The organism is Pseudomonas sp. SJZ074 (assembly GCF_007828215.1).
In the GTDB taxonomy this organism is placed as follows: Bacteria; Pseudomonadota; Gammaproteobacteria; order Pseudomonadales; family Pseudomonadaceae; genus Aquipseudomonas.
Genome location: NZ_VIUE01000003.1, coordinates 21,438 through 39,896 on the forward strand (window position 1 = coordinate 21,438; position 18,459 = coordinate 39,896).

General features: G+C 62.5%; 19 protein-coding genes. 7 read left to right on the top strand and 12 right to left on the bottom strand.

Annotated elements, in window-relative coordinates:
- Positions 1-189 precede the first annotated feature (189 nt).
- Together FBX99_RS04680 and FBX99_RS04685 are read right to left on the bottom strand one after the other, a co-directional pair.
- A complete protein-coding gene (locus FBX99_RS04680; protein ID WP_047702207.1) occupies positions 190-1,083 on the bottom strand; it encodes a PA4780 family RIO1-like protein kinase in 894 nt (297 codons plus the stop codon).
- A 225-nt stretch (positions 1,084-1,308) separates the two neighbouring features.
- Positions 1,309-2,100: a helix-turn-helix domain-containing protein gene (locus tag FBX99_RS04685; protein ID WP_144930792.1), complete on the bottom strand. Its 792-nt coding sequence runs from the start codon at positions 2,098-2,100 to the stop codon at positions 1,309-1,311.
- 79 nt (positions 2,101-2,179) lie between these two features.
- Here FBX99_RS04685 and FBX99_RS04690 point away from each other — a divergent pair, with 79 nt between their 5' ends.
- Positions 2,180-3,208: a bile acid:sodium symporter family protein gene (locus FBX99_RS04690; protein ID WP_144930790.1), complete on the top strand. Its 1,029-nt coding sequence runs from the start codon at positions 2,180-2,182 to the stop codon at positions 3,206-3,208.
- Here FBX99_RS04690 and FBX99_RS04695 read toward each other — a convergent pair.
- Positions 3,195-4,472, bottom strand: coding sequence for an acetyl-CoA C-acetyltransferase (locus tag FBX99_RS04695; RefSeq protein WP_144930788.1), 1,278 nt, complete (start codon positions 4,470-4,472; stop codon positions 3,195-3,197). The genes FBX99_RS04690 and FBX99_RS04695 overlap by 14 nt on opposite strands.
- A gap of 147 nt (positions 4,473-4,619) precedes the next feature.
- Between FBX99_RS04695 and FBX99_RS04700 the strand changes: the two genes are divergently transcribed.
- Complete coding sequence (locus FBX99_RS04700; RefSeq protein WP_144930787.1) at positions 4,620-5,972, top strand: 3-oxoacyl-ACP reductase; 1,353 nt, start codon at positions 4,620-4,622, stop codon at positions 5,970-5,972.
- 2 nt (positions 5,973-5,974) lie between these two features.
- On the top strand, positions 5,975-6,829 hold the full coding sequence (locus FBX99_RS04705) for a MaoC/PaaZ C-terminal domain-containing protein (RefSeq protein WP_145130784.1): 855 nt from the start codon (positions 5,975-5,977) through the stop codon (positions 6,827-6,829).
- A 146-nt stretch (positions 6,830-6,975) separates the two neighbouring features.
- Here the strand turns inward: FBX99_RS04705 and FBX99_RS04710 are convergent, their stop codons facing one another.
- Genes FBX99_RS04710 through FBX99_RS04725 form a run of 4 tightly spaced genes read right to left on the bottom strand, consistent with a single transcriptional unit; the run spans position 6,976 to position 9,224 of the window.
- Positions 6,976-7,530 carry a DUF4136 domain-containing protein gene (locus FBX99_RS04710; protein ID WP_144930783.1) on the bottom strand — a complete coding sequence of 185 codons (555 nt, stop codon included), beginning with the start codon at positions 7,528-7,530 and terminating at the stop codon, positions 6,976-6,978.
- Positions 7,531-7,551: 21 nt separating this feature from the next.
- Entirely contained in the window at positions 7,552-8,160 is a 609-nt protein-coding gene (locus FBX99_RS04715; protein WP_144930781.1) for a DUF4136 domain-containing protein, read from the bottom strand.
- A 12-nt stretch (positions 8,161-8,172) separates the two neighbouring features.
- Entirely contained in the window at positions 8,173-8,922 is a 750-nt protein-coding gene (locus tag FBX99_RS04720) for a methyltransferase domain-containing protein (protein ID WP_144930779.1), read from the bottom strand.
- A complete protein-coding gene (locus FBX99_RS04725; protein WP_144930777.1) occupies positions 8,919-9,224 on the bottom strand; it encodes a MazG-like family protein in 306 nt (101 codons plus the stop codon). The genes FBX99_RS04720 and FBX99_RS04725 overlap by 4 nt, the downstream gene beginning before the upstream one ends.
- A gap of 163 nt (positions 9,225-9,387) precedes the next feature.
- Here FBX99_RS04725 and FBX99_RS04730 point away from each other — a divergent pair, with 163 nt between their 5' ends.
- The 4 genes from FBX99_RS04730 (at position 9,388) to FBX99_RS04750 (ending at position 12,753) form a co-directional block, all read left to right on the top strand.
- Complete coding sequence (locus FBX99_RS04730) at positions 9,388-9,681, top strand: hypothetical protein (protein WP_024780721.1); 294 nt, start codon at positions 9,388-9,390, stop codon at positions 9,679-9,681.
- Positions 9,682-10,110: 429 nt separating this feature from the next.
- Positions 10,111-10,458: a DUF6124 family protein gene (locus FBX99_RS04740; RefSeq protein WP_144930773.1), complete on the top strand. Its 348-nt coding sequence runs from the start codon at positions 10,111-10,113 to the stop codon at positions 10,456-10,458.
- Positions 10,459-10,965: 507 nt separating this feature from the next.
- Entirely contained in the window at positions 10,966-11,319 is a 354-nt protein-coding gene (locus FBX99_RS04745; protein WP_144930771.1) for a DUF6124 family protein, read from the top strand.
- An 84-nt stretch (positions 11,320-11,403) separates the two neighbouring features.
- The gene (locus FBX99_RS04750; protein WP_144930769.1) at positions 11,404-12,753 is read left to right on the top strand and encodes an MATE family efflux transporter; all 1,350 of its coding nucleotides are present in this window, start codon (positions 11,404-11,406) and stop codon (positions 12,751-12,753) included.
- A 4-nt stretch (positions 12,754-12,757) separates the two neighbouring features.
- Here the strand turns inward: FBX99_RS04750 and FBX99_RS04755 are convergent, their stop codons facing one another.
- The 5 genes from FBX99_RS04755 to FBX99_RS04775 all read right to left on the bottom strand — a co-directional run bounded on the left by FBX99_RS04755 (position 12,758) and on the right by FBX99_RS04775 (position 18,456).
- Positions 12,758-13,555 carry a DUF4123 domain-containing protein gene (locus FBX99_RS04755; protein ID WP_144930768.1) on the bottom strand — a complete coding sequence of 266 codons (798 nt, stop codon included), beginning with the start codon at positions 13,553-13,555 and terminating at the stop codon, positions 12,758-12,760.
- A complete protein-coding gene (locus tag FBX99_RS04760) occupies positions 13,552-14,862 on the bottom strand; it encodes a type VI secretion system Vgr family protein (protein WP_144930766.1) in 1,311 nt (436 codons plus the stop codon). Before FBX99_RS04760 ends, FBX99_RS04755 begins: the two co-directional genes overlap by 4 nt.
- 385 nt (positions 14,863-15,247) lie before the next feature.
- Positions 15,248-17,161: an arginine decarboxylase gene (gene speA, locus FBX99_RS04765; protein ID WP_144930764.1), complete on the bottom strand. Its 1,914-nt coding sequence runs from the start codon at positions 17,159-17,161 to the stop codon at positions 15,248-15,250.
- 210 nt (positions 17,162-17,371) lie between these two features.
- The gene (locus FBX99_RS04770; protein ID WP_024781395.1) at positions 17,372-17,743 is read right to left on the bottom strand and encodes a translation initiation factor Sui1; all 372 of its coding nucleotides are present in this window, start codon (positions 17,741-17,743) and stop codon (positions 17,372-17,374) included.
- Between the two features lie 167 nt (positions 17,744-17,910).
- Positions 17,911-18,456 carry an NUDIX hydrolase gene (locus tag FBX99_RS04775; RefSeq protein ID WP_145130785.1) on the bottom strand — a complete coding sequence of 182 codons (546 nt, stop codon included), beginning with the start codon at positions 18,454-18,456 and terminating at the stop codon, positions 17,911-17,913.
- Positions 18,457-18,459 lie beyond the last annotated feature (3 nt).

The following is an 18,459-nucleotide window of genomic DNA, read 5'->3' on the forward strand; positions in this document are numbered from 1 at the left end:
GATGTTCTGCTCACCCGAGATCAGGGTGAGCGAGCCTGCTCGCGAAGACGGCGGCACAGTCAACATCCATCCAAGCTGACCCACCGCTATCGCGAGCAGGCTCGCTCCCACAAGGGATTGGTGGCGAGCGTCGAGGGTGTGTTCACCGAGATCCGCTCACAAAAAACCCGGCCTTGGCCGGGTTTCGGGTCATTGCATCCAGGGCGGAGGCGGTTCTTCGGTTTTGCCGGGGGGAGCGTCGTCCGCCGCGCGTACGGCCTGGCGACGTTCTTCGTCGAGGCGAGCGGCTTCGATCTCGCGCATGATCCCGCCGACATCCGCCAGTTCTTCCGGCTCGTCGAACTCGCCGGTCAACACGCTGCCCGGGTGCAAGGTGCCAGACTCATACAGCGCCCACATCTCCTTCGCATACCGGGTGCGCTTGAGCTCCGGTGCAAAACGGCCGAAGTAGGAGGCCATGTTGCCGACGTCCCGCTCCAGCATGCTGAAGGCATGGTTGTTACCCGCAGCATCCACGGCCTGTGGCAGATCGATGATCACCGGACCGGTCGGCGTGAGCAGTACGTTGAACTCCGACAGGTCTCCGTGCACCAGACCGGTACACAGCATCAGCACGATCTGGGAGATCAGGAACGCGTGGTATTCACGGGCCTGATCCGGTTCCAGCACCACATCGTTCAGACGCGGTGCCGCATCGCCATATTCGTCGGCCACCAGTTCCATCAGCAGCACGCCTTCGAGGAAGTCGTACGGCTTGGGTACTCGCACACCCGCATTGGCCAGGCGGAACAGCGCCGCCACTTCGGCGTTCTGCCAGGCATCCTCGGCTTCCTTGCGCCCGAATTTCGAACCTTTCGCCATGGCACGGGCCTGGCGACTGTTGCGGACCTTGCGGCCTTCCTGATACTCGGCCGCCTGACGAAAACTTCGCTTGTTCGCCTCCTTGTAGACCTTGGCGCAACGCAGCTCATTGCCGCTGCGCACCACATAAACAGCTGCTTCTTTACCACTCATGAGAGGGCGCAGCACTTCGTCGACCAGACCGTCTTCGATCAGGGGTTCAATGCGTTTTGGAGTCTTCATCAGCTTTTATTCTGGGTCCTTTATGACCAAACACGCGAATGACAGCCGTTATACGGCAATCCTTCCTCCACGGGGAGGGGTTACCGACCTATGAACCTTCGATGCACACACTGTGCCGATAATCGACCAGGCCGAATCATAGCTGACAGTCGAAGCGCCGTTGGCGTTCGGATGCCTTTGCATTTGCGACAAAATTTTCGCCGGACTGAAATCCGGTGAACGGATTCAGGGCTTGAACAACTCCCCCGGCGTAACCCCGAACATCCCCTTGAACGCCGCAATGAAGGCAGACGTGGAATCGTACCCACACGACAACGCCGCACCGGTCACGCTATCGCCCTCCTCCAGCAATCTCAGGGACGACAGCAGCCGCATGCGCTGGCGCCAGGCACGAAAGCTCAGGCCGGTTTCACGCTGGAACAGGCGCATCAGGGTTTTCTCCGAGGTGCCCAGACGTTCCGCCCACACGTGCAGGGTCACGTTGCGCTCAGGTTGTTCGATCAGTTCGTTACACAACCCCAGCAGCCGGTCATGGCGTGGCAACGGCAGGGAGAAGCCCACTTCCGGCAACAACGCCAACTGATCCAGCAGCACCTGCACCAGCCGTGCCTCCTGCGTATCGCCCTGTGGATAATCGGCCGGCCACTGACAAAATACCTTGATCAACTCCCGGGCCAGCGGCGTGACTTCCAACACCCGGCAGCGATCATCGGCCCATGGGCAGCTGTCGCGGTGGATATACAGGCTGCGCATCTCCGCTCGCATCGATGTCACGACCTGATGCTCCAGGTCGGCCGGGATCCAGATCCCCCACTGCGGCGGCGCGAAGAAACTGCCGGCGGCGGTGTGCACGCCGAGAACGCCGCTGATGGCGTAGGAAAACTGCACCCAGTCATGCCGATGGGCCTGGGTCCACGAACCGGCGCTCAAGCTCTCGACACGGGCATACAGCGGCCTGGGCAATTGCGTCAGGTCGGGAATGCGACGTTCGAGCTGTTGTTGTCCGTTAGTCGGCATTGATTGGCCTTATGTCGCAAGACGACTGTCAGGACCGACGTTAGGCTAACTCATCTCCCCTGACAACCTGCGGTGCCCTATGGCTATTTTCAGACACCTCAAGCGCATGGTGACCGACTGGTTCCTGTGCGGCATGTTGCTCGCCACGTTGCTGGCGTATTTCTTTCCGGGCTTTGGCGCCACCGGCGGCGCGATGCATGCCGAGTGGGTCGTCAATATCGGCATCTTCGTGGTGTTTTTCCTGCACGGGGTCAACCTGTCGGGCGAGCAGATCCGACACGGCCTGAAAAACACCCGGCTGCACTTGATGGTGCAGGTGTTTACCTTCGGCGTTTTCCCCTTGATCTGGCTCGCCAGCAACAAGCTGTTGGGCAGTCATGTGCCGTCTCTGCTGATGCTGGGGTTCTTTTACCTGTGCGCCCTGCCCTCGACCATTTCTTCCTCGGTGGCCCTCACCGGCAGTGCGGGGGGTAACGTGCCGGCGGCGATTCTCAACGCGAGCCTGTCCAGCGTGCTGGGGGTTTTCCTGACACCGCTGCTGGTCAGTCTGGTGGTCGGTCGCGGCGATGGCGGTATCGACCTGGGTTCGACCCTGCTCGACCTGTGCATGATGTTGCTACTGCCGCTGGTACTCGGGCAGTTCCTGCGGCGCTGGCTGGCCGGTTTTTTCGGCCGCTACAAGCGCTACACCAGCATCATCGACAAGCTGGTGATCCTGCTGCTCGTCTATGCAGCGTTCTGCAATTCCATGGTGTCCGGGATCTGGCAACAGCAAGGCAACGGCGTGCTGCTCAGCGCGGTATCCGGCAGTGCAGTGCTGCTGGCAATCATCCTCTGGATGACCACCCGCACCGCCCGAACCCTGCGCTTCAACAATGCCGATGAAATCGCCGCGGTGTTCTGCGCCAGTAAGAAATCCCTGGCCGCCGGGGTGCCGATGGCAGCGCTGATCTTCGGCAACAACCCAGGCCTGGGACTGATCCTGCTGCCGATCATGATCTACCACCCGATGCAGTTGATCGTCTGCTCGATCCTGGCCGAGCGTTACGCCAGCCGTCAAAGAGCGTTGGTCAACCGGCAGAGCGAGACGCTGCTCAACGCTCGATAATCGCCGTCACCCCCTGGCCGGCGGCGGCGCAGATGGAGATCAGTCCACGGCCCCGTCCTGCGGCATCGAGCAACTTGGCAAGATTGGCAACAATGCGCCCGCCAGTGGCGGCAAACGGGTGACCGGCGGCCAGGGAGCTGCCCTTCACGTTCAATCGACTGCGATCTATGGCCCCCAAAGGCGCGTCGAGGCCCAGGCGGGTCTTGCAATAGTCCGCATCCTCCCAGGCCTTGAGCGTGCATAGCACTTGGGCGGCGAATGCCTCGTGGATCTCGTAGTAATCGAAGTCCTGCAGCGTCAGCCCGTTGCGCGCCAGCAGCCGGGGCACGGCATAGACCGGCGCCATCAACAGTCCTTCGGCACCATTGACGAAATCCACCGCGGCGGTCTGGCCGTCACGCAGGTACGCCAGGATCGGCAACCCTCGCGCCTTGGCCCATTCCTCGCTGCCCAGCAACACCAACGAAGCGCCGTCGGTCAACGGCGTGGAGTTGCCGGCGGTCATCGTGCCCTTGGCGCTCTTTTCGAAGGCCGGTTTGAGCGAGGCGAGCTTTTCCAGGGTCAGGTCCGGGCGCAGGTTGTTGTCCCGGGTCAGGCCGAGAAACGGCGTCATCAGATCGTTCTGCCAGCCTTCGGCGTAGGACGCTGCCATTTTCTGGTGGCTTTCCAGGGCCAGTTGATCCTGTTCCTCCCGGGGAATCTGCCAGGTCTGGGCCATCAGCTCGCAGTGCTGGCCCATGTTCAGGCCGGTGCGCGGCTCGTTGATACGCGGCAGTTCGGGGACGAGGTGCTGGGGGCGCAGTTGCAGGAATACTTTGATTTTCTCGGCGGTGGTCTTGGCGCGATTGGCTTGCAGCAGGATCCGGCGCAGCCCTTCATTGACGGCGATGGGCGCATCCGAGGTGGTGTCCACGCCGCCAGCAATCGCGCTGTCGATCTGGCCCAGGGCAATCTTGTTGGCCACCAGCAGCACCGTCTCCAGCCCGGTGCCGCAGGCCTGTTGCACGTCATAGGCGGGGGTGGTGGGTGACAGCCGCGAGCCGAGCACGCACTCCCGGCTCAGGTTCATCTCCCGGGAATGCTTGAGCACCGCGCCGGCGGCCACCTCACCGATGTGCAGGCCATGCAGGTTGTAGCGCTCGATCAGGCCCTCGAGGGCGGCCGTCAGCAGTGCCTGGTTACTGGCGGTGGCATAAGCCCCGTTGGAACGGGCAAAAGGAATGCGATTACCACCGATGATCGCGACGCGGCGTGGCTGTGTCATGAAGAACTCCCCGAGTAGGTTCCAATGCGCTGATGGTCACGAAAACCAATTTTGTCTGCGCACAAGCTTAGGCTTTATCTCGCCAATCGAACGACTGATTGCCGATCATGGTCCACACTTGGGAGCTCATCAGCCGGAGTACGTTCCATGTCTGACCGTTATATCGACTTCGCCAATTCGCCCATTGGCCTGCGCCTGGTCGGTGCCCTTGGCCTGCCCTCGCCGGTTCGTCTGGAACGCTGGCAGGCCGGGCGGCTGCGGCCTATCGAGGGCGCCCTGCTGCTGGGCGGCGGGCCGCTGATCGAGCCGATCGGTACGTTCGCCAAGCGCCTGACCGATGGGATTTTCGTCTATGGCGCCGAACCGACCCTCGCCACCGAGTGGATCCCTGGCCACGGCCCGAAAATCAAGGCCGTGGTGTATGACGCCAGCCATCTGGCCCAAGCCGATCAGCTCAAGCAACTGCGGGAATTTTTCCAACCGCTGATGAAAAATCTCGACCGCAGCGCCCATGTGGTCATCCTCGGTCGCGCCCCGGAAAATCTCACGGACCCCTTCGCCGCCAGTACCCAGCGAGCGCTGGAGGGGTTCAGTCGCTCGCTGGCCAAGGAACTGCGCCATGGCGGCACGCTGCAACTGTTGTATGTCGGTGACGGCGCCGAAACCCAGTTGGAAGGCCCGCTGCGGTTCTTCCTGTCGCCCAAGAGCGCGTTCATTTCCGGGCAGGTTATTCGCCTGAACGCTTGCCAGGCCCAGGTCCAGGACTGGACGCGACCGCTCACCGGGCTCAAGGCACTGGTCACCGGCGCAGCCCGCGGAATTGGTGCATCCATCGCCGAAACCCTGGCCCGTGACGGCGCCGACGTGATCCTGCTGGACGTGCCCCAGGCCAAGGCCGATCTCGACGCCCTCGCCGCGCGCCTGGGCGGGCGCGCCGTGACCCTGGACATCTGCGCCGAAGACGCTGCGAGCCAGTTGATCGAACACCTGCCAGACGGCGTGGATATCGTCGTGCATAACGCCGGCATCACCCGGGACAAGACCCTCGCCAACATGACGCCAGAGTTCTGGGACGCAGTGCTGGCGGTCAACCTCAACGCACCGCAGGTACTGACCAAGGCCCTGCTCGACAGCGGCACCTTGCGGGACAATGGCCGGGTCGTTTTGCTGGCCTCCATCAGCGGCATTGCCGGCAATCGCGGCCAGACCAACTATGCCGCGAGCAAGGCCGGGTTGATCGGCCTGGCCCAGGCCTGGGCGCCGCTGTTGCAGGCGCGAGGCATCAGCATCAACGCCGTGGCCCCCGGCTTCATCGAAACCCGGATGACCGCCGAAATCCCCTTCGCCCTGCGCGAAGCCGGGCGACGCATGAGCTCCCTGGGCCAGGGTGGCTTGCCTCAGGACGTCGCCGAAGCCGTGGCCTGGCTCGCGCAGCCGGGCACGGGGGCGGTCACCGGGCAGGCGCTGCGGGTCTGCGGACAAAGCCTTTTGGGAGCCTGAACATGACGATCCAATGGCATGAGGTCAGTAGCGCGCCGGGCATGTCCGGGCTCTATGCGAAGGCCGCGACTCGTCGCAAGATCACCGGCAAGACCTTGCCGGAGACCGGGTTGCGCCAGGTGCTCCAGGTGGATCAGCAGCGCCTGGTGGCCTATCGCAAGGTCTGTGGCTTTGTCGACAATGGACTGCTACCGCCGACTTATCCCCACGTACTGGCGTTCGCCCTGCAGATGCAATTGCTCACCGCCCGGGACTTCCCGTTCCCGCTGTTGGGGTTGATCCATCTGAGCAACCGCATCCGCGTGCTCCGTCCCATGGGCGGCGTCAGCCAGGTAAGGGCCAGCGTCAATGTCGAACAGCTGCAGCCCCACCCCAAGGGCGCGGTGTTCAACCTCGTGACCCGCATCGAGGATCAATTGGGACCGCTGTGGGAAGCCGAGAGCGAGATGCTCTGTAAGGGCGTACAGCTTGACGGTGCGCTGGTAGAGCCGCCACCGCAGATGACTCCGGCGCTGACCGAAGTGACGCGCTGGACAGCCCCTGCCGACATCGGCCGGCAATACGCCAAGGTGTCCGGCGACTACAACCCGATCCACCTGAGTGCCATCAGTGCGCGAATGTTCGGCTTCCCCACCGCCATCGCCCATGGTCTGTGGAACAAAGCCCGGACCCTGGCCGCACTGGATGATCACCTGCCCGAAGCCAACCTCGAAATCGAGGTGAGCTTCAAGAAACCGGTACGCCTGCCCAGCGAAGTGACGCTGCTGGCGAGCTCAGCGGGGTCCAGTGGGGATTTGCAGTTGGTGGGGTCGGGGAATCTGGAGCACATGACAGGGAGCTGGCAGCCGATTGCCTGAGCCAGGCGGTGGGTCAGCCTGCATCCATGTTTAATGGACTGCCGTCATCGTCGGATCGCCGCCCGGAGCAGGCTCGCTCCCACATTGGATCTGCAGCGACCAAACATCTGCTTTCGACACAAATCCCCTGCTCGCGATAGCGGTGATCACCGCGGCGGATAGTTGGCCAGGATACGCCCGACCGTCTCGCGCACCGCGTTGTCGCGGTCAGCGGGGTTGGGTGAGCTGCTGAGCAGTTGCTCATCGCTGCCACGCCAGACAAGCTTGCCGTCCTTGCCATCGAGCAAGTCGATCTGCACGGTCGCGACCTTGTAGCTGACGTTGCGGGTTTCGTTGTACATCGGCCCGCCCCAGTAGCCGTTCCAGGGCCCGCCCCAACCGCCGCCATAGTGGGTGGTCACTTGTTGCTGGCGGTCCTCGACGATCAGATAGGCCTGGACCAGGACATCGCCACGCCCACCGGTGGCAGGGCGCAGGCCGCGCTGGTCCAGTTGATCGGTCACGGCCTGACGGATCCGCTGCTCGGTCAGGTCACTCTTGATCCGCGGATCATCGGGACGGTACTGCAACGCCGGTTCTTTCCAGCTCCAGCTGCGATAGGCCGCGAAGTCGCGGCTGGTATCGAAATCATGGTTGACCTGGTTGGTCGCACAGGCGCCGAGCAGCAGGGCAAGGCCCAGTAGAGCAAGACGATGGAACATCACGCTTCTCCTGTTGCGTAATCAACTGGGCGGATAGGCCGACATGGCTTTTTCCACCGCCTCGCGAATAGCATCGGTGTTATCGCCCGGCCTGCCACGCTGAGGGGTTTCGGCACTGGCACTCCACACCGGTTGGCCGTTGCGGGCGTCGAACAGGTCGACGCGAACCACCACAACCTGTTCCTGATACGTGCGCACGACCGGCACGGTGTTGTACATGCCGTAGCCAGGACCGTAGCGGTTGTAGCCTCCGTAGTAGCCCGAATCATAATCTTCCCGAACCTGGCGCAGGCGGGTCTCCAGCCGCAGGTCGGCACTGACGAACAGGTCGGCCGGCCGGTTGTCATGCAGCGGACGCAGGCCGCGCTGGTCCAGAGCGTTGCTCACCGCCTCGGCCACCTGGGCCGAATCTGCCCACGCGGTACCCGCCGGCAGGCGTCCGTTGAGCCAGGCCCAACTGCGATAGCGCCCATAGTCACGGGGTGCCGCCGGGTATGCGCTGCGGTCGAACACCGTAGCAGCCTCGGGCGGGGCCGGCGGCAGCGGCCTGGAGGTGGCGACATAGGGGTTGGTGCCCTGGCAGGCCGCCAGCCCCAGACATAACATCAGTAACGCTGTACGGCCTTGCATTTCACTCTCCGATCAGAGGGGACGGCAGATCCAGTGCAGATAACGTCCCAGCCCGGCAAACGCAGGATGGCGACGGTGGGCCAGCTCCATGTCCAGCAACTGTGACAGCTCTACACGACCTTGAAACTCCACCGGCATGTAGTCGTGAAAAACCCGCACGCCACTCTGGCTTTCGACCTGCCACACACCCTCAAGTTGCGCCGCCAACACTCGCGGATCAAGAGGTTGTTGCGGCGTCAGGCTCTGTTTTTCACCGGCCATGTCGTTGTTGCGCAGCTTGCGGAAATGCCCCTTGAGCAAGTTCCGATAAACCAGCGCGTCACGGTTGTAGAACGCCAGCGACAGCCAGCCGCCGGGTGCCGTGAGTTGATGCAACACCGGCAGAATCGTGTGAGGCTCGGCCAGCCACTCCAGCACCGCGTGACACAGCACCAGGTCGTACGGCTCGCTGAGCTGGCCCGGCAGTTCCTGCCAAGGCGCCTGGATAAAGGTTGCCTCCTGGCCGGCATCGGCAAACCGCTGGCGGGCGCCTTCGAGCATGGGTGCGGCCGGTTCCGCCAGGGTGACATGATGACCGCGCTCGGCCAGCCACAAGGACATATGGCCCAGGCCGGCGCCGATGTCGAGCACACGCAACGGGCGCTCCGGCAACACTTCGAGCAGATCGGCCTGGAGCACCGCCAGGCGAATCGCGCCCTTGGCCCCGCCATAGATTTTTTCGGCAAACCGCGTGGCGAGCTGATCGAAATGACGGTCGCTCATTGGCCGAACCGCCGCTCGCTGTCGGCCAGTTTGCTGCGCACCACGGCGTCCATGTCCAAGCCCAATTCGCTGCACAGCAGCAACAGGTACAGGATGATGTCACCGACCTCCTGCCCGGCGTGGGCCAGTTTGTCAGCCGGCAGCTGGCGCGACTGGTCCTCGGTCAGCCACTGGAAAATCTCCACCAGTTCGGCCATCTCTACACTGGCGGCCATGGCCAGGTTTTTCGGGCTGTGGAATGGACGCCATTCGTTGCGATCACGAATGGCGTGCAGGCGTTCAGTCAGTTCAACAAGGTTCATCGGGCTCTCCTGGATGCCCATAGCTTCCGGGGGATGACGGGGGAAGGCAAGCGTCTCGATACGAAGCGGCAATTTGCCCCATAATCGAACGATCGCGGCGCCAATGGCTCCTACAATCAGGAGCCCGAGGCTCGACTCGATTCCCTTCCATCAGGATGCAAACATGCAGGTAGAAAGCTTTTTCGAATGGCTCGGCCAGGCACTTGGTTCGATAATCCGTTTCATCGTCGACCTGCTCAGCGGCCTGTTCAACACCCTGGCCAATGCCGGCGGCAACTTCGTCGACGGCCTGTCGCGGGCGTTGGGCATGGACACCTCGATCATCAGCATCATTGCGCTGATCCTCGGGCTGATGCTGCTGTACTCGGCGATCCGCGCCTTCATGCGCGCCTCGATTGTGCTGGGGATTATCTGGCTGGTGTTGGGGCTGTGGTTGTTGAGTTGGATCATTCACTGACTCAAGGATCACCACCTGCCCCGGGACAGTGTGATTCCCTGTGGCGAGGGGATTCATCCCCTCGCCACAAAAACCCTCTGTTTACTCCACCCCTTCAGGTGTAGGCCCTGGCTACACCGCCTTGCGCCGTTGCCTACAACTACGCCAGAATCCGCCGGCTTGTGCGCCTTGGGGCCGGGTCTTATTGTTTTCCCGTCGCTGACAAATCAGCGATCGGGTTTAGCGATCCGGCTTCATATACAGACGCAACAATGCCCAGTCTCGATTGCAGACGCTCTATTCCTGCAATCTCGTCATGGTGGCTGTGCGTGGGAGACCTTCTGGTCTACCCGGGGTTTCTGTGACCCGGATCGCTAACCCGCGTACAGCCGCCACCTTTACTTGTTTAGCGATAGGTCGTGGTGGCTCAACCAATCACGGAGATTCACCATGTTCAAGGTAACCCCCAACCCACCGATCACCGATTCAACATCCCCCGGCGATCCCACCGACTCAACGACTTTCGACAAAGCCGCCAAACGCGCCCTCGACTTCTACCTCAAGCCCGAACAGCCTGAAACCAAGCCAGACCAACTGTTCACCGTTGTGAACGGCATCGACACCGAATGCCTGCTCGCCAACCTCAGCGAAACCCTGTCCTCCGCCAACGTCATGGCCGCTGACCTGGCCTTCGATCTCGATGGTTCGCGCCGCCACGTGGCCCTGGGCATCCAGCAGTTGATCGAACTGGGCGGCTTGCTGGCCAACCGTGCGCTGGACAACGTCGACCCAGGCTAACCGAAGCAACACATCACCCTGTGGCGAGGGAGCTCGCTCCCGCTCGGCGGCGCAGCCGTCGTAAAACCAGCTGATACGGTGTGCCTGGACGCCCGCGCCAGTTCTGTTTGGGGCGGCTGCGCCACCCAGCGGGAGCAAGCTCCCTCGCCACAAAAGCCCTCTGTTTATTCCACTCCCTCAGGTGTAGGCCCCGGCTACATCGCCTTGCGCCGCTGCCTACAACTACGCCAGAATCCGCCGGCTTGTGCGCCTTGGGGCCGGGTTTTATTGTTTCCCCGTCGCTGACAACTCAGCGATCGGGTTTAGCAGCTCGGATAACATCAAGGCACGCCAGTGTCGCTATCTGAACAATCGATCAGTATTGGTTTTTCAGCATTATGGCGGCTATGCGTGGGGCACTTCGGTGCGCCGGGTTCCTTGATGCCTGGTCTGCTAACCCGCGTACAGCCGCCACCCACCTCGTTTAGCAGCGATGGATGACGGCTCCACTCATCAAGGAGCTTCATCATGTTCAAGGTAACTCCCAACCCACCGAGCACCGATCCGACATCCCCCTGCGATCCCCTCGACCCAACAGCCTTCGACAAAGCCAGCAAACGCGCCCTCGATTACTACCTCAAACCCGAACCGACCGAAGCCAAAACCGCCCCAGGCCAGCTCTTCACCGTGGTCAACGGTATCGACACCGAATGCCTGCTCGCCAACCTCAGCGAAACCCTGGCCTCGGCCAATGCCATGGCCTGTGACCTGGCCTTCGAGCTGGACGGCTCCAGACGCCACATCGCCCTGGGCATCCAACAGTTGATCGAACTGGGCGGTTTACTGGCCAACCGTGCGCTGGACAACGTCGACCCTCGCTAACGAAAAACACATCACCTCTTGTAGCGAGGGGATAAATCCCCTCGCTACAAACCCGCTACAATTGCGCTCCACCAAGGAGCCCCCATGTCCAACCTGCTCGCCGACTGGCGCGACCATCTCACCCATCGTCGGGTCTGGGCGTTGGCCGCGCCGATGATTCTTTCGAACATTTCCGTGCCGCTGGTGGCGCTGGTGGACAGCACCGTCATTGGCCATTTGCCCCATGCCCATCAGTTGGGCGCGGTGGCGGTCGGGGCGAGTTTGTATACGGTACTGGCCTGGGCCGTGGGTTTCCTGCGCATGGGCACGACCGGGTTCGCCGCCCAGGCGGCAGGGCGTGGCGATGGCGCAACGTTGCGGCAAGTGTTGTTGCAAGGCCTGTTGCTGGCGATGGGGTTGGCGGTGACGCTCGGAATCGTCGGGGTGCCGTTGAGCAACGTGGCGTTGCACTTCATGCAGCCGTCCGCCGAACTCAATCAGTTGACCCGGGACTTCTTCTACACACGGCTCTTCGGCCTTCCGGCGGCGCTGGCCAGTTATGCGCTGGTGGGTTGGTTTCTCGGGGCCCAGAACGCCCGGGCACCGCTGGCGATTCTGCTGAGCACCAATCTGGTGAACATCGCCTTGAACCTGTGGTTCGTGCTTGGTCTGGACTGGGGCGTGGCCGGTTCAGCCCGGGCCTCGGTGATCGCTGAGTGGACCGGGGCACTGGTCGGCCTGGCCCTGGCCCACAAGACTCTGCGGGCCTGGCCCGGGCAGATTGTCTGGGCTGCCATGGGGGTATGGCAGAACTGGCGACCGCTGCTGGCGGTGAACCGGGACATTTTCATTCGCAGCCTGGCCCTGCAATCGGTGTTTTTCCTGATTACCGTACAAGGCGCGCGCCTGGGGGATGCAACCGTTGCGGCCAACGCGCTGCTGCTCAACGGGCTGTTGCTGACGGCCCATGCCCTGGACGGCCTCGCCCATGCCGTCGAGGCGCTGTGCGGCCACGCCATTGGCGCCCGCGACCGCCTGGCGCTACGCCGCTCATTGGTGGTGGCGTGCGGTTGGTCATTGATTGCAAGCATCGGGTTCGCGCTGCTGTTCCTGCTCGCCGGGCATCTGTTCGTCGATATGCAGACCGACATCCCCGACGTGCGTGACACCGCCTACCGCTACCTGCCTTATCTTGCCGCCCTGCCGCTGATCGCTGTCTGGAGCTATGTGCTCGACGGCTTGTTCATCGGCGCCACCCGCGCCCGGGAAATGCGCAACGGCATGCTGCTGACCCTGTTGCTGGTACTGCCCTTTGCCTGGGCCCTGCAAGCGCTGGGCAACCATGGCCTATGGATCACCTTCCTGTTATTCATGGCGTTGCGCAGCCTGACCCTCGGTGGTTTCGCCTGGCAATTGCACCGCCAGGGTCGCTGGCTCGCAGCCCAGGCCCAATAGCGCCTCACCCCTCATTGCCTTGCCACAATCGTCGCAGATGTTCGAGACGCTCGCGCTGGGAGCCGCCGACCAGCGCTGGCGGCGGCCGGACGTCGGGGTGTTGCAGACGCAGCCACAGCCAGCCGTCGAGTACTTCCCGTTCGGTAAACCCCAGTTTCAAGCCCTGCTCCAGGCAATCCCAGAGCGCTCGGTACTCTCGTCCGGTGGCACGAGACCAGTGCCAGGCATGACGCTCCAGCAGGCATTGCTGCAATTTGTGCTGTTGTCGATCGCTGAGGCTGTGCTCATTCTCCAGCGGCGCCACGGGCAGCCCCGGGTTGGACAGTTGCTGCCAGCCCTGACTGCCGATGGCCCGGTCGGCCCAGGTACCGCCGAACCAGCGCAGCAGGCGGATCGGCCCGAGCCAGCAACTGAGCTCCCCGGGGTCGCAGCCGTCGAAGAAATAGCTGGCGGTGTGGGGGTTGTAATAGCTCAACAGCGCCTTGTGGTGAGGACCCAAGGTCACGGTCAGCATGCGTCGCAGATGCGCCAGCAACTGCGACGCCGGCGATTCGCTCACCAACAACAGCCCCGGCCAGGCATCCGCATCGACATGGCACAGGCTCGCCAGCGCCGGCGCTTGCTGCAAGTCCACCAGCAGCGGACCGTGCTCCTTGAGCCCATGCCATTCGGTGTCCTCGAACAAGGCAAAGCACCGCGCTTGCGCGAACTGCTCTTGTAGACGCCGCGCCGCCCCGGGGACGCCGGGAATGTCGAGCAGCAACCATTGAGGCGTTGTTCCGGCCAGGCTTGCAGCGCTCATGGTGCGGCACCCGTGTCGCGCCGTGTCACCAGTCGGCAGGTGCATATCGGTTGATTACAGGCACTGAAGCTGCCGCCCCCGGGCAACAGGCAGAGCAACACCAGCGGCTCGGCCGCCTGGATCGCAGATAGCAACGCCGGATCGGCTCCGGATGGCCACGGTGCTTCATGGGGCGTCGAGTCAGGGGGCGCTGCATCGGCTATTTCTGCAGCAGCCGGCGCATCAAGAAGCGCGCTGATCATGGGCCGATCCGGGTCGCCCTCGCAGAAACTGACCAACACCTCGGTGCCCGCCCGCAAAGTGCCCATTCCGCGGACGGCCAGCGCGGGTGCCAATGGCAGCCAGCAATGACTGGGACTGGCCCCCTCCCCCTGATAGACCCAATCGAACTGCACCGCCACCCGCCCGGCCATCTGCGGCACCGGCTCGTCCACTTCCACCACCCACCCGCGCTGCCGGCCCAGCATGCGCGGCCTGGCGGGAAGGCCGGTCGCCACAAACGGCAATTCCCAGGGAACGGCCTGGAAGTGGTTACCATACCCCCACGCCCCAGCTCGGTGCTCCACCTTCGTCAGCAGCCAGCGTTGGTTCCAGTCGCTGAAAGGATGGGCCGTGAGCAACAGCACCTGCCCGCTGTACAGTCCCATCAGATCACTGCTGCCTTGGGCGACCTGTTCCCCCGACGCGCTGGTTTGCACGTTGAAAACCTGAACTCCAGGAGTCGTCCCGTAGGCTGCCTCGTCGACAGGAGTAAAGCCGCCCGCGTTGTCGGAGAACACCAGGCAATGTCCGTCCCGAGCCTGTTCGAAATGGAAGTGGATGCCTGCCTGGGCACACACCCGCTGGAGAAACTGCAGGTCCGACTCGCGGTATTGGGTACAGAAATCCTGCGGCGGGTATTCTCCCGTCAAGTCCAGGCACAGCTGGCGACCGCCGATGCCATGGCCCTTGAGCACCTGGCGGATGATCTGCGGCACCGTGCAGTCGCTCAGTACCCGCTGGTTGAAGCGCTGCGCCAGGCAGGCCAGCTTCGGCCCGATACGCAGGCGACAGCCGGCGTCGGGACGCTGCTGCACAAGCTCGTGAAGCTGACCGTGGATGCCCCCGCCCGCCTCCCCGAAACTCAACCAGACGCTGCGGTATAACAAGCCCGCCAGGTCCGGCGGCGTGTCGCCGGGCGACAACTCCACCTCATAGGCAAAAGGTTCGCTGATGGCTTCGCTACCCATGAAGGCCGACACGACAAAGGGTTCGGGCAGACCGGCTATCTCCAGACGAAGTGACGGCTCGTTGGCTGGATCGGACATCGGCGTATCTCTACAGGAGGGGCGGCCGGGGATTCTCGCTGAGAGCCATGGCGGAGTAGAGAGCCCAAGTACAAGTTAGGAAAGGGACTACATGAAATGAGGACAGTATTGAGTAAATGACCCGGCGCTCGGAATTAACAGCCGCACAAATAAAAACGCCCTCCGAAACTATCCGAAAAAACACACAATATATGGTGAGTTTTCTGACAGCCCGAAGGGCGGCGCTGATCAATCAAGTAGAAACCTGAAGAGGCTTTGTGGCGAGGGGATTTATCCCCGTTGGGCGGCAGAGCTCGGTCTTGGGGGCGCTACGCGATCCAGCGGGGATAAATCCCCTCGCCACAGGTGTTAATCATGTCCCCGGACAAACAGGTCCGTGTTCGCATCAGGACGACAGGTACGACGAACGCGTCAACCCCAGGCGCAAGGCATCGAGGAACTGGGTGCGCTCGGCGGCGCTGATACGGGCGCTGGCACATTTGTCGCGGTAGTGGGTCATCAATTCTTCCGGCGACAGGTGCACGTAGCGCAGCATGTCTTCGATGGTGTCGTGGGTTTCGATACCGGCGTGGTACACACTGCCGTCGGCGTTCTGGTAGATGTTCACCGAATCGGTGTCGCCGAACAGGTTGTGCATATCGCCGAGGATTTCCTGGTAGGCACCCACCAGGAAGATTCCCAGCAGGTAATCCTCGCCTGGATTGAGGGCATGGACCGGCAGGCTGGTCTCGATGCTCTGCTCGTCGACGTACTGCTTGATCTTGCCGTCGGAGTCGCAGGTCAGGTCTTGCAACACGGCACGGCGCATCGGCTCCTCGTCGAGACGATGCAGCGGCAGGATCGGCAGCACCTGGCCGATGGCCCAGGTGTCCGGCAGGCTCTGGAATACCGAGAAGTTGCAGATGTATTTGTCAGCGAGCTTGTCGTTGAGTTCATCCAGCACCTGGCGGTGGGAGCGCTGGCGCGCCTTCAACGAGTTGTGCAGGCGGCGGCACACGGCGAAATAGCATTGCTCGGCCAGGGCTTTTTCCGCCAGGGTCAGCTTGCCATCGGCGTACTGGGTGGCCACGTCGCTCATGTAGTGGGTGGCGCGCCAGTAGGTTTCGGTGACCATCTCGATATCGGTCGGGCCCAGCAGGTCAACCAGCCACTGCACGGTTTCCGGCAGTTCCTGCTTGTTGTCGATCACCGGCATGTCGTCGACGTGCTTCTCCACGTCGGTCACCTGCACCACCAGCATCGCGTGGTGCGCAGTCAGGGAGCGACCGCTTTCCGAAAAGATATGCGGATGCGGCAGGCTCTGGGCATCGCAGAACTCCTTGAGCATGCCGACTACGACACCGGCGTAATCGTCCATGTCGTAGTTGATCGAACTGGCATTGCGCGAATGCGTACCATCGTAGTCCACGCCCAGGCCACCGCCGACGTCGATGTGATCCACCGGCAAGCCAAGGTTGCGCAGTTCGCCGTAGTAACGGATCGCTTCCTTGAAGCCGTGCTGGTAGTCCGCCAGGTTGGCGATCTGCGAGCCCATGTGGAAGTGCAGCAGGCGAATGCCCTGGTCCAGGCCAGCCGCGCGGAAACGTTCGACCACTGACAGCAGCTGTGCGGCGGACAAGCCGAACTTGGACTTCTCGCCACCGGTGTCGGCCCATTTGCTCGACGCCAGGGACGACAGGCGCACCCGCAGGCCAACCTGTGGCTTGACCTTGAGCGAAGCGGCCTCTTCGATCACCAGGCCGACTTCGGACTCTTTCTCGATCACGATGAACACGTTGTGGCCCAGCTTCTGGCCCATCAGCGCCAGGCGGATGAACTCACGGTCCTTGTAACCGTTGCAGACGATGGTCCCGCCCTTCGGCGCCAGGGCCAGCACCGCCAGCAACTCCGGCTTGGAGCCGGCTTCCAGGCCGATGGAGACATTCTGGGTGGCGATGATGTTCTCGATCACCGCTTCCTGCTGGTTGACCTTGATCGGATAGAGCGCGGTGTACTGGCTCTGGTATTCCAGGCGCGCGATGTTGCTGTCGAAGGCACCGGTGAGCTGGCGCACACGGTCTTGCAAGATGTCGGGGAAGCGCACCAGCAAGGGCAACGACAGGCCGCTCTGGCGCAGTTGATCGACCTGCTCGAACAGATCGATGGGCGAACTGTCGGGACCGTTCGGACGAACTTCGACGCGACCGGCGTCATTGATCGCGAAATACCCGGCCCCCCAATGGCGAATCCCATAAACACTGCGGCTGTCCGCAACTGTCCATTGGCTGCCATCGTCTTTGCGTGTGCGTCGTACGGACATCGAAGTCCCCTATAAAGAAGTCAAAATGCACCATCCGGTCGGAGGCTGGCGCAGTCTAGAGAATGGAAATGACGATTTGCCTGCAAGCAGGGTAGACCCTGCTGGCAGCGCTGAGTTTAGAAACCCGTTCAGAACAGGCTCTGTGAAAACCCTATGGGCGACCTCGGACATCGGGTTCGGATCAAGCCGGAGCGGTCTTCACAGAGGCTGCTAGCCGCCGGATTTCTTTGCCTTGAAACCGTGCTTGACCAGTTCCGCCAGCAAGAGCTCAACGTGGTCGCCCTGGATCTCGATGACGCCGTCTTTCAACGCGCCACCGGTGCCACAGCGTTTCTTCAACGTGGTGGCCAGTTCCTTGAGCGCATCTTCGGCCAATGGCACACCGGTGATCGTGGTCACCGTCTTGCCGCCACGGCCCTTGCTTTCACGGCGCACACGGGCAATACCGTCACCTGCGGGGATGACGGTCTGTTTACAGATGCAGGCATCCACCGGCTGACGGCAATCGGGGCAATGACGACCGGCGTCGGTAGAAAATACCAGGCCGCCCAGGGCGGCGAAGGATGCGGCTTTTTTGGCCACCGGCAATCCTCTTGGGAGGACAAAGACTGGTCGGGGAAAGTGCCTCGACCGCGAAGCCCCACTCAGGCAGGGGCAGCGCTACTGGACCGCAAGACGTCGGTTCAGCTTGAAAAGTCGCGCAGTGTAACGGCAAAAAGCCGACTTGCTAAGGGCCAATCCGCGCCAATTTACAGCTTCTTTGCGACACCGCGCAGATAGCGCTCAAGCGCCGCCAATGAGTCCGGGCAATAAGGCTTGTGCCGGATTTCATCCAGTACCTGTTCGATCGGCATGAAGCGCGCTTCAAGCACCTCTTCAGGCTGCAATACCAAGGGGCCGTCCCACACCGCAGAAAACGCCGAGCACCACAGACGACTGCCCGGGTCTTCAAAGTAGAAATGATCATGGGCGGTAAGCGGCACCCCGCTCACGCCCAGCTCCTCTTCCAGTTCACGGGCCGCCGACTCGGCATAGGTTTCGTGGGCCTGCACCATCCCGCCCGCCGCTACGTCCCAGAAGCCCGGATAGATCGCCTTGCTCAGGGTTCGCCGGTGGACGCACAGCTCACCCGCCGAGTTGAACAGCATGATGTAGGTACCACGCCCGATCAGGCCACGCTCGCGCAAGTCCGAACGCACCAGGCTGCCAAGCAGGTTGTCGTGTTCATCGACCCAAGCGATCAGCTCGGCATCCGAGGCCACTCGGTGAGCGGCCTCCCGGGGACTTTCGCTCATGGG

What these genes read in the sequence shown, in the direction of transcription:
- FBX99_RS04680 (WP_047702207.1), bottom strand. Translation starts at nt 1,083, where the DNA reads ATGAAGACTCCAAAACGCATTGAACCCCTGATCGAAGACGGTCTGGTC.
- FBX99_RS04685 (WP_144930792.1), bottom strand. Translation starts at nt 2,100, where the DNA reads ATGCCGACTAACGGACAACAACAGCTCGAACGTCGCATTCCCGACCTG.
- FBX99_RS04690 (WP_144930790.1), top strand. Translation starts at nt 2,180, where the DNA reads ATGGCTATTTTCAGACACCTCAAGCGCATGGTGACCGACTGGTTCCTG.
- FBX99_RS04695 (WP_144930788.1), bottom strand. Translation starts at nt 4,472, where the DNA reads ATGACACAGCCACGCCGCGTCGCGATCATCGGTGGTAATCGCATTCCT.
- FBX99_RS04700 (WP_144930787.1), top strand. Translation starts at nt 4,620, where the DNA reads ATGTCTGACCGTTATATCGACTTCGCCAATTCGCCCATTGGCCTGCGC.
- FBX99_RS04705 (WP_145130784.1), top strand. Translation starts at nt 5,975, where the DNA reads ATGACGATCCAATGGCATGAGGTCAGTAGCGCGCCGGGCATGTCCGGG.
- FBX99_RS04710 (WP_144930783.1), bottom strand. Translation starts at nt 7,530, where the DNA reads ATGTTCCATCGTCTTGCTCTACTGGGCCTTGCCCTGCTGCTCGGCGCC.
- FBX99_RS04715 (WP_144930781.1), bottom strand. Translation starts at nt 8,160, where the DNA reads ATGCAAGGCCGTACAGCGTTACTGATGTTATGTCTGGGGCTGGCGGCC.
- FBX99_RS04720 (WP_144930779.1), bottom strand. Translation starts at nt 8,922, where the DNA reads ATGAGCGACCGTCATTTCGATCAGCTCGCCACGCGGTTTGCCGAAAAA.
- FBX99_RS04725 (WP_144930777.1), bottom strand. Translation starts at nt 9,224, where the DNA reads ATGAACCTTGTTGAACTGACTGAACGCCTGCACGCCATTCGTGATCGC.
- FBX99_RS04730 (WP_024780721.1), top strand. Translation starts at nt 9,388, where the DNA reads ATGCAGGTAGAAAGCTTTTTCGAATGGCTCGGCCAGGCACTTGGTTCG.
- FBX99_RS04740 (WP_144930773.1), top strand. Translation starts at nt 10,111, where the DNA reads ATGTTCAAGGTAACCCCCAACCCACCGATCACCGATTCAACATCCCCC.
- FBX99_RS04745 (WP_144930771.1), top strand. Translation starts at nt 10,966, where the DNA reads ATGTTCAAGGTAACTCCCAACCCACCGAGCACCGATCCGACATCCCCC.
- FBX99_RS04750 (WP_144930769.1), top strand. Translation starts at nt 11,404, where the DNA reads ATGTCCAACCTGCTCGCCGACTGGCGCGACCATCTCACCCATCGTCGG.
- FBX99_RS04755 (WP_144930768.1), bottom strand. Translation starts at nt 13,555, where the DNA reads ATGAGCGCTGCAAGCCTGGCCGGAACAACGCCTCAATGGTTGCTGCTC.
- FBX99_RS04760 (WP_144930766.1), bottom strand. Translation starts at nt 14,862, where the DNA reads ATGTCCGATCCAGCCAACGAGCCGTCACTTCGTCTGGAGATAGCCGGT.
- speA (WP_144930764.1), bottom strand. Translation starts at nt 17,161, where the DNA reads ATGTCCGTACGACGCACACGCAAAGACGATGGCAGCCAATGGACAGTT.
- FBX99_RS04775 (WP_145130785.1), bottom strand. Translation starts at nt 18,456, where the DNA reads ATGAGCGAAAGTCCCCGGGAGGCCGCTCACCGAGTGGCCTCGGATGCC.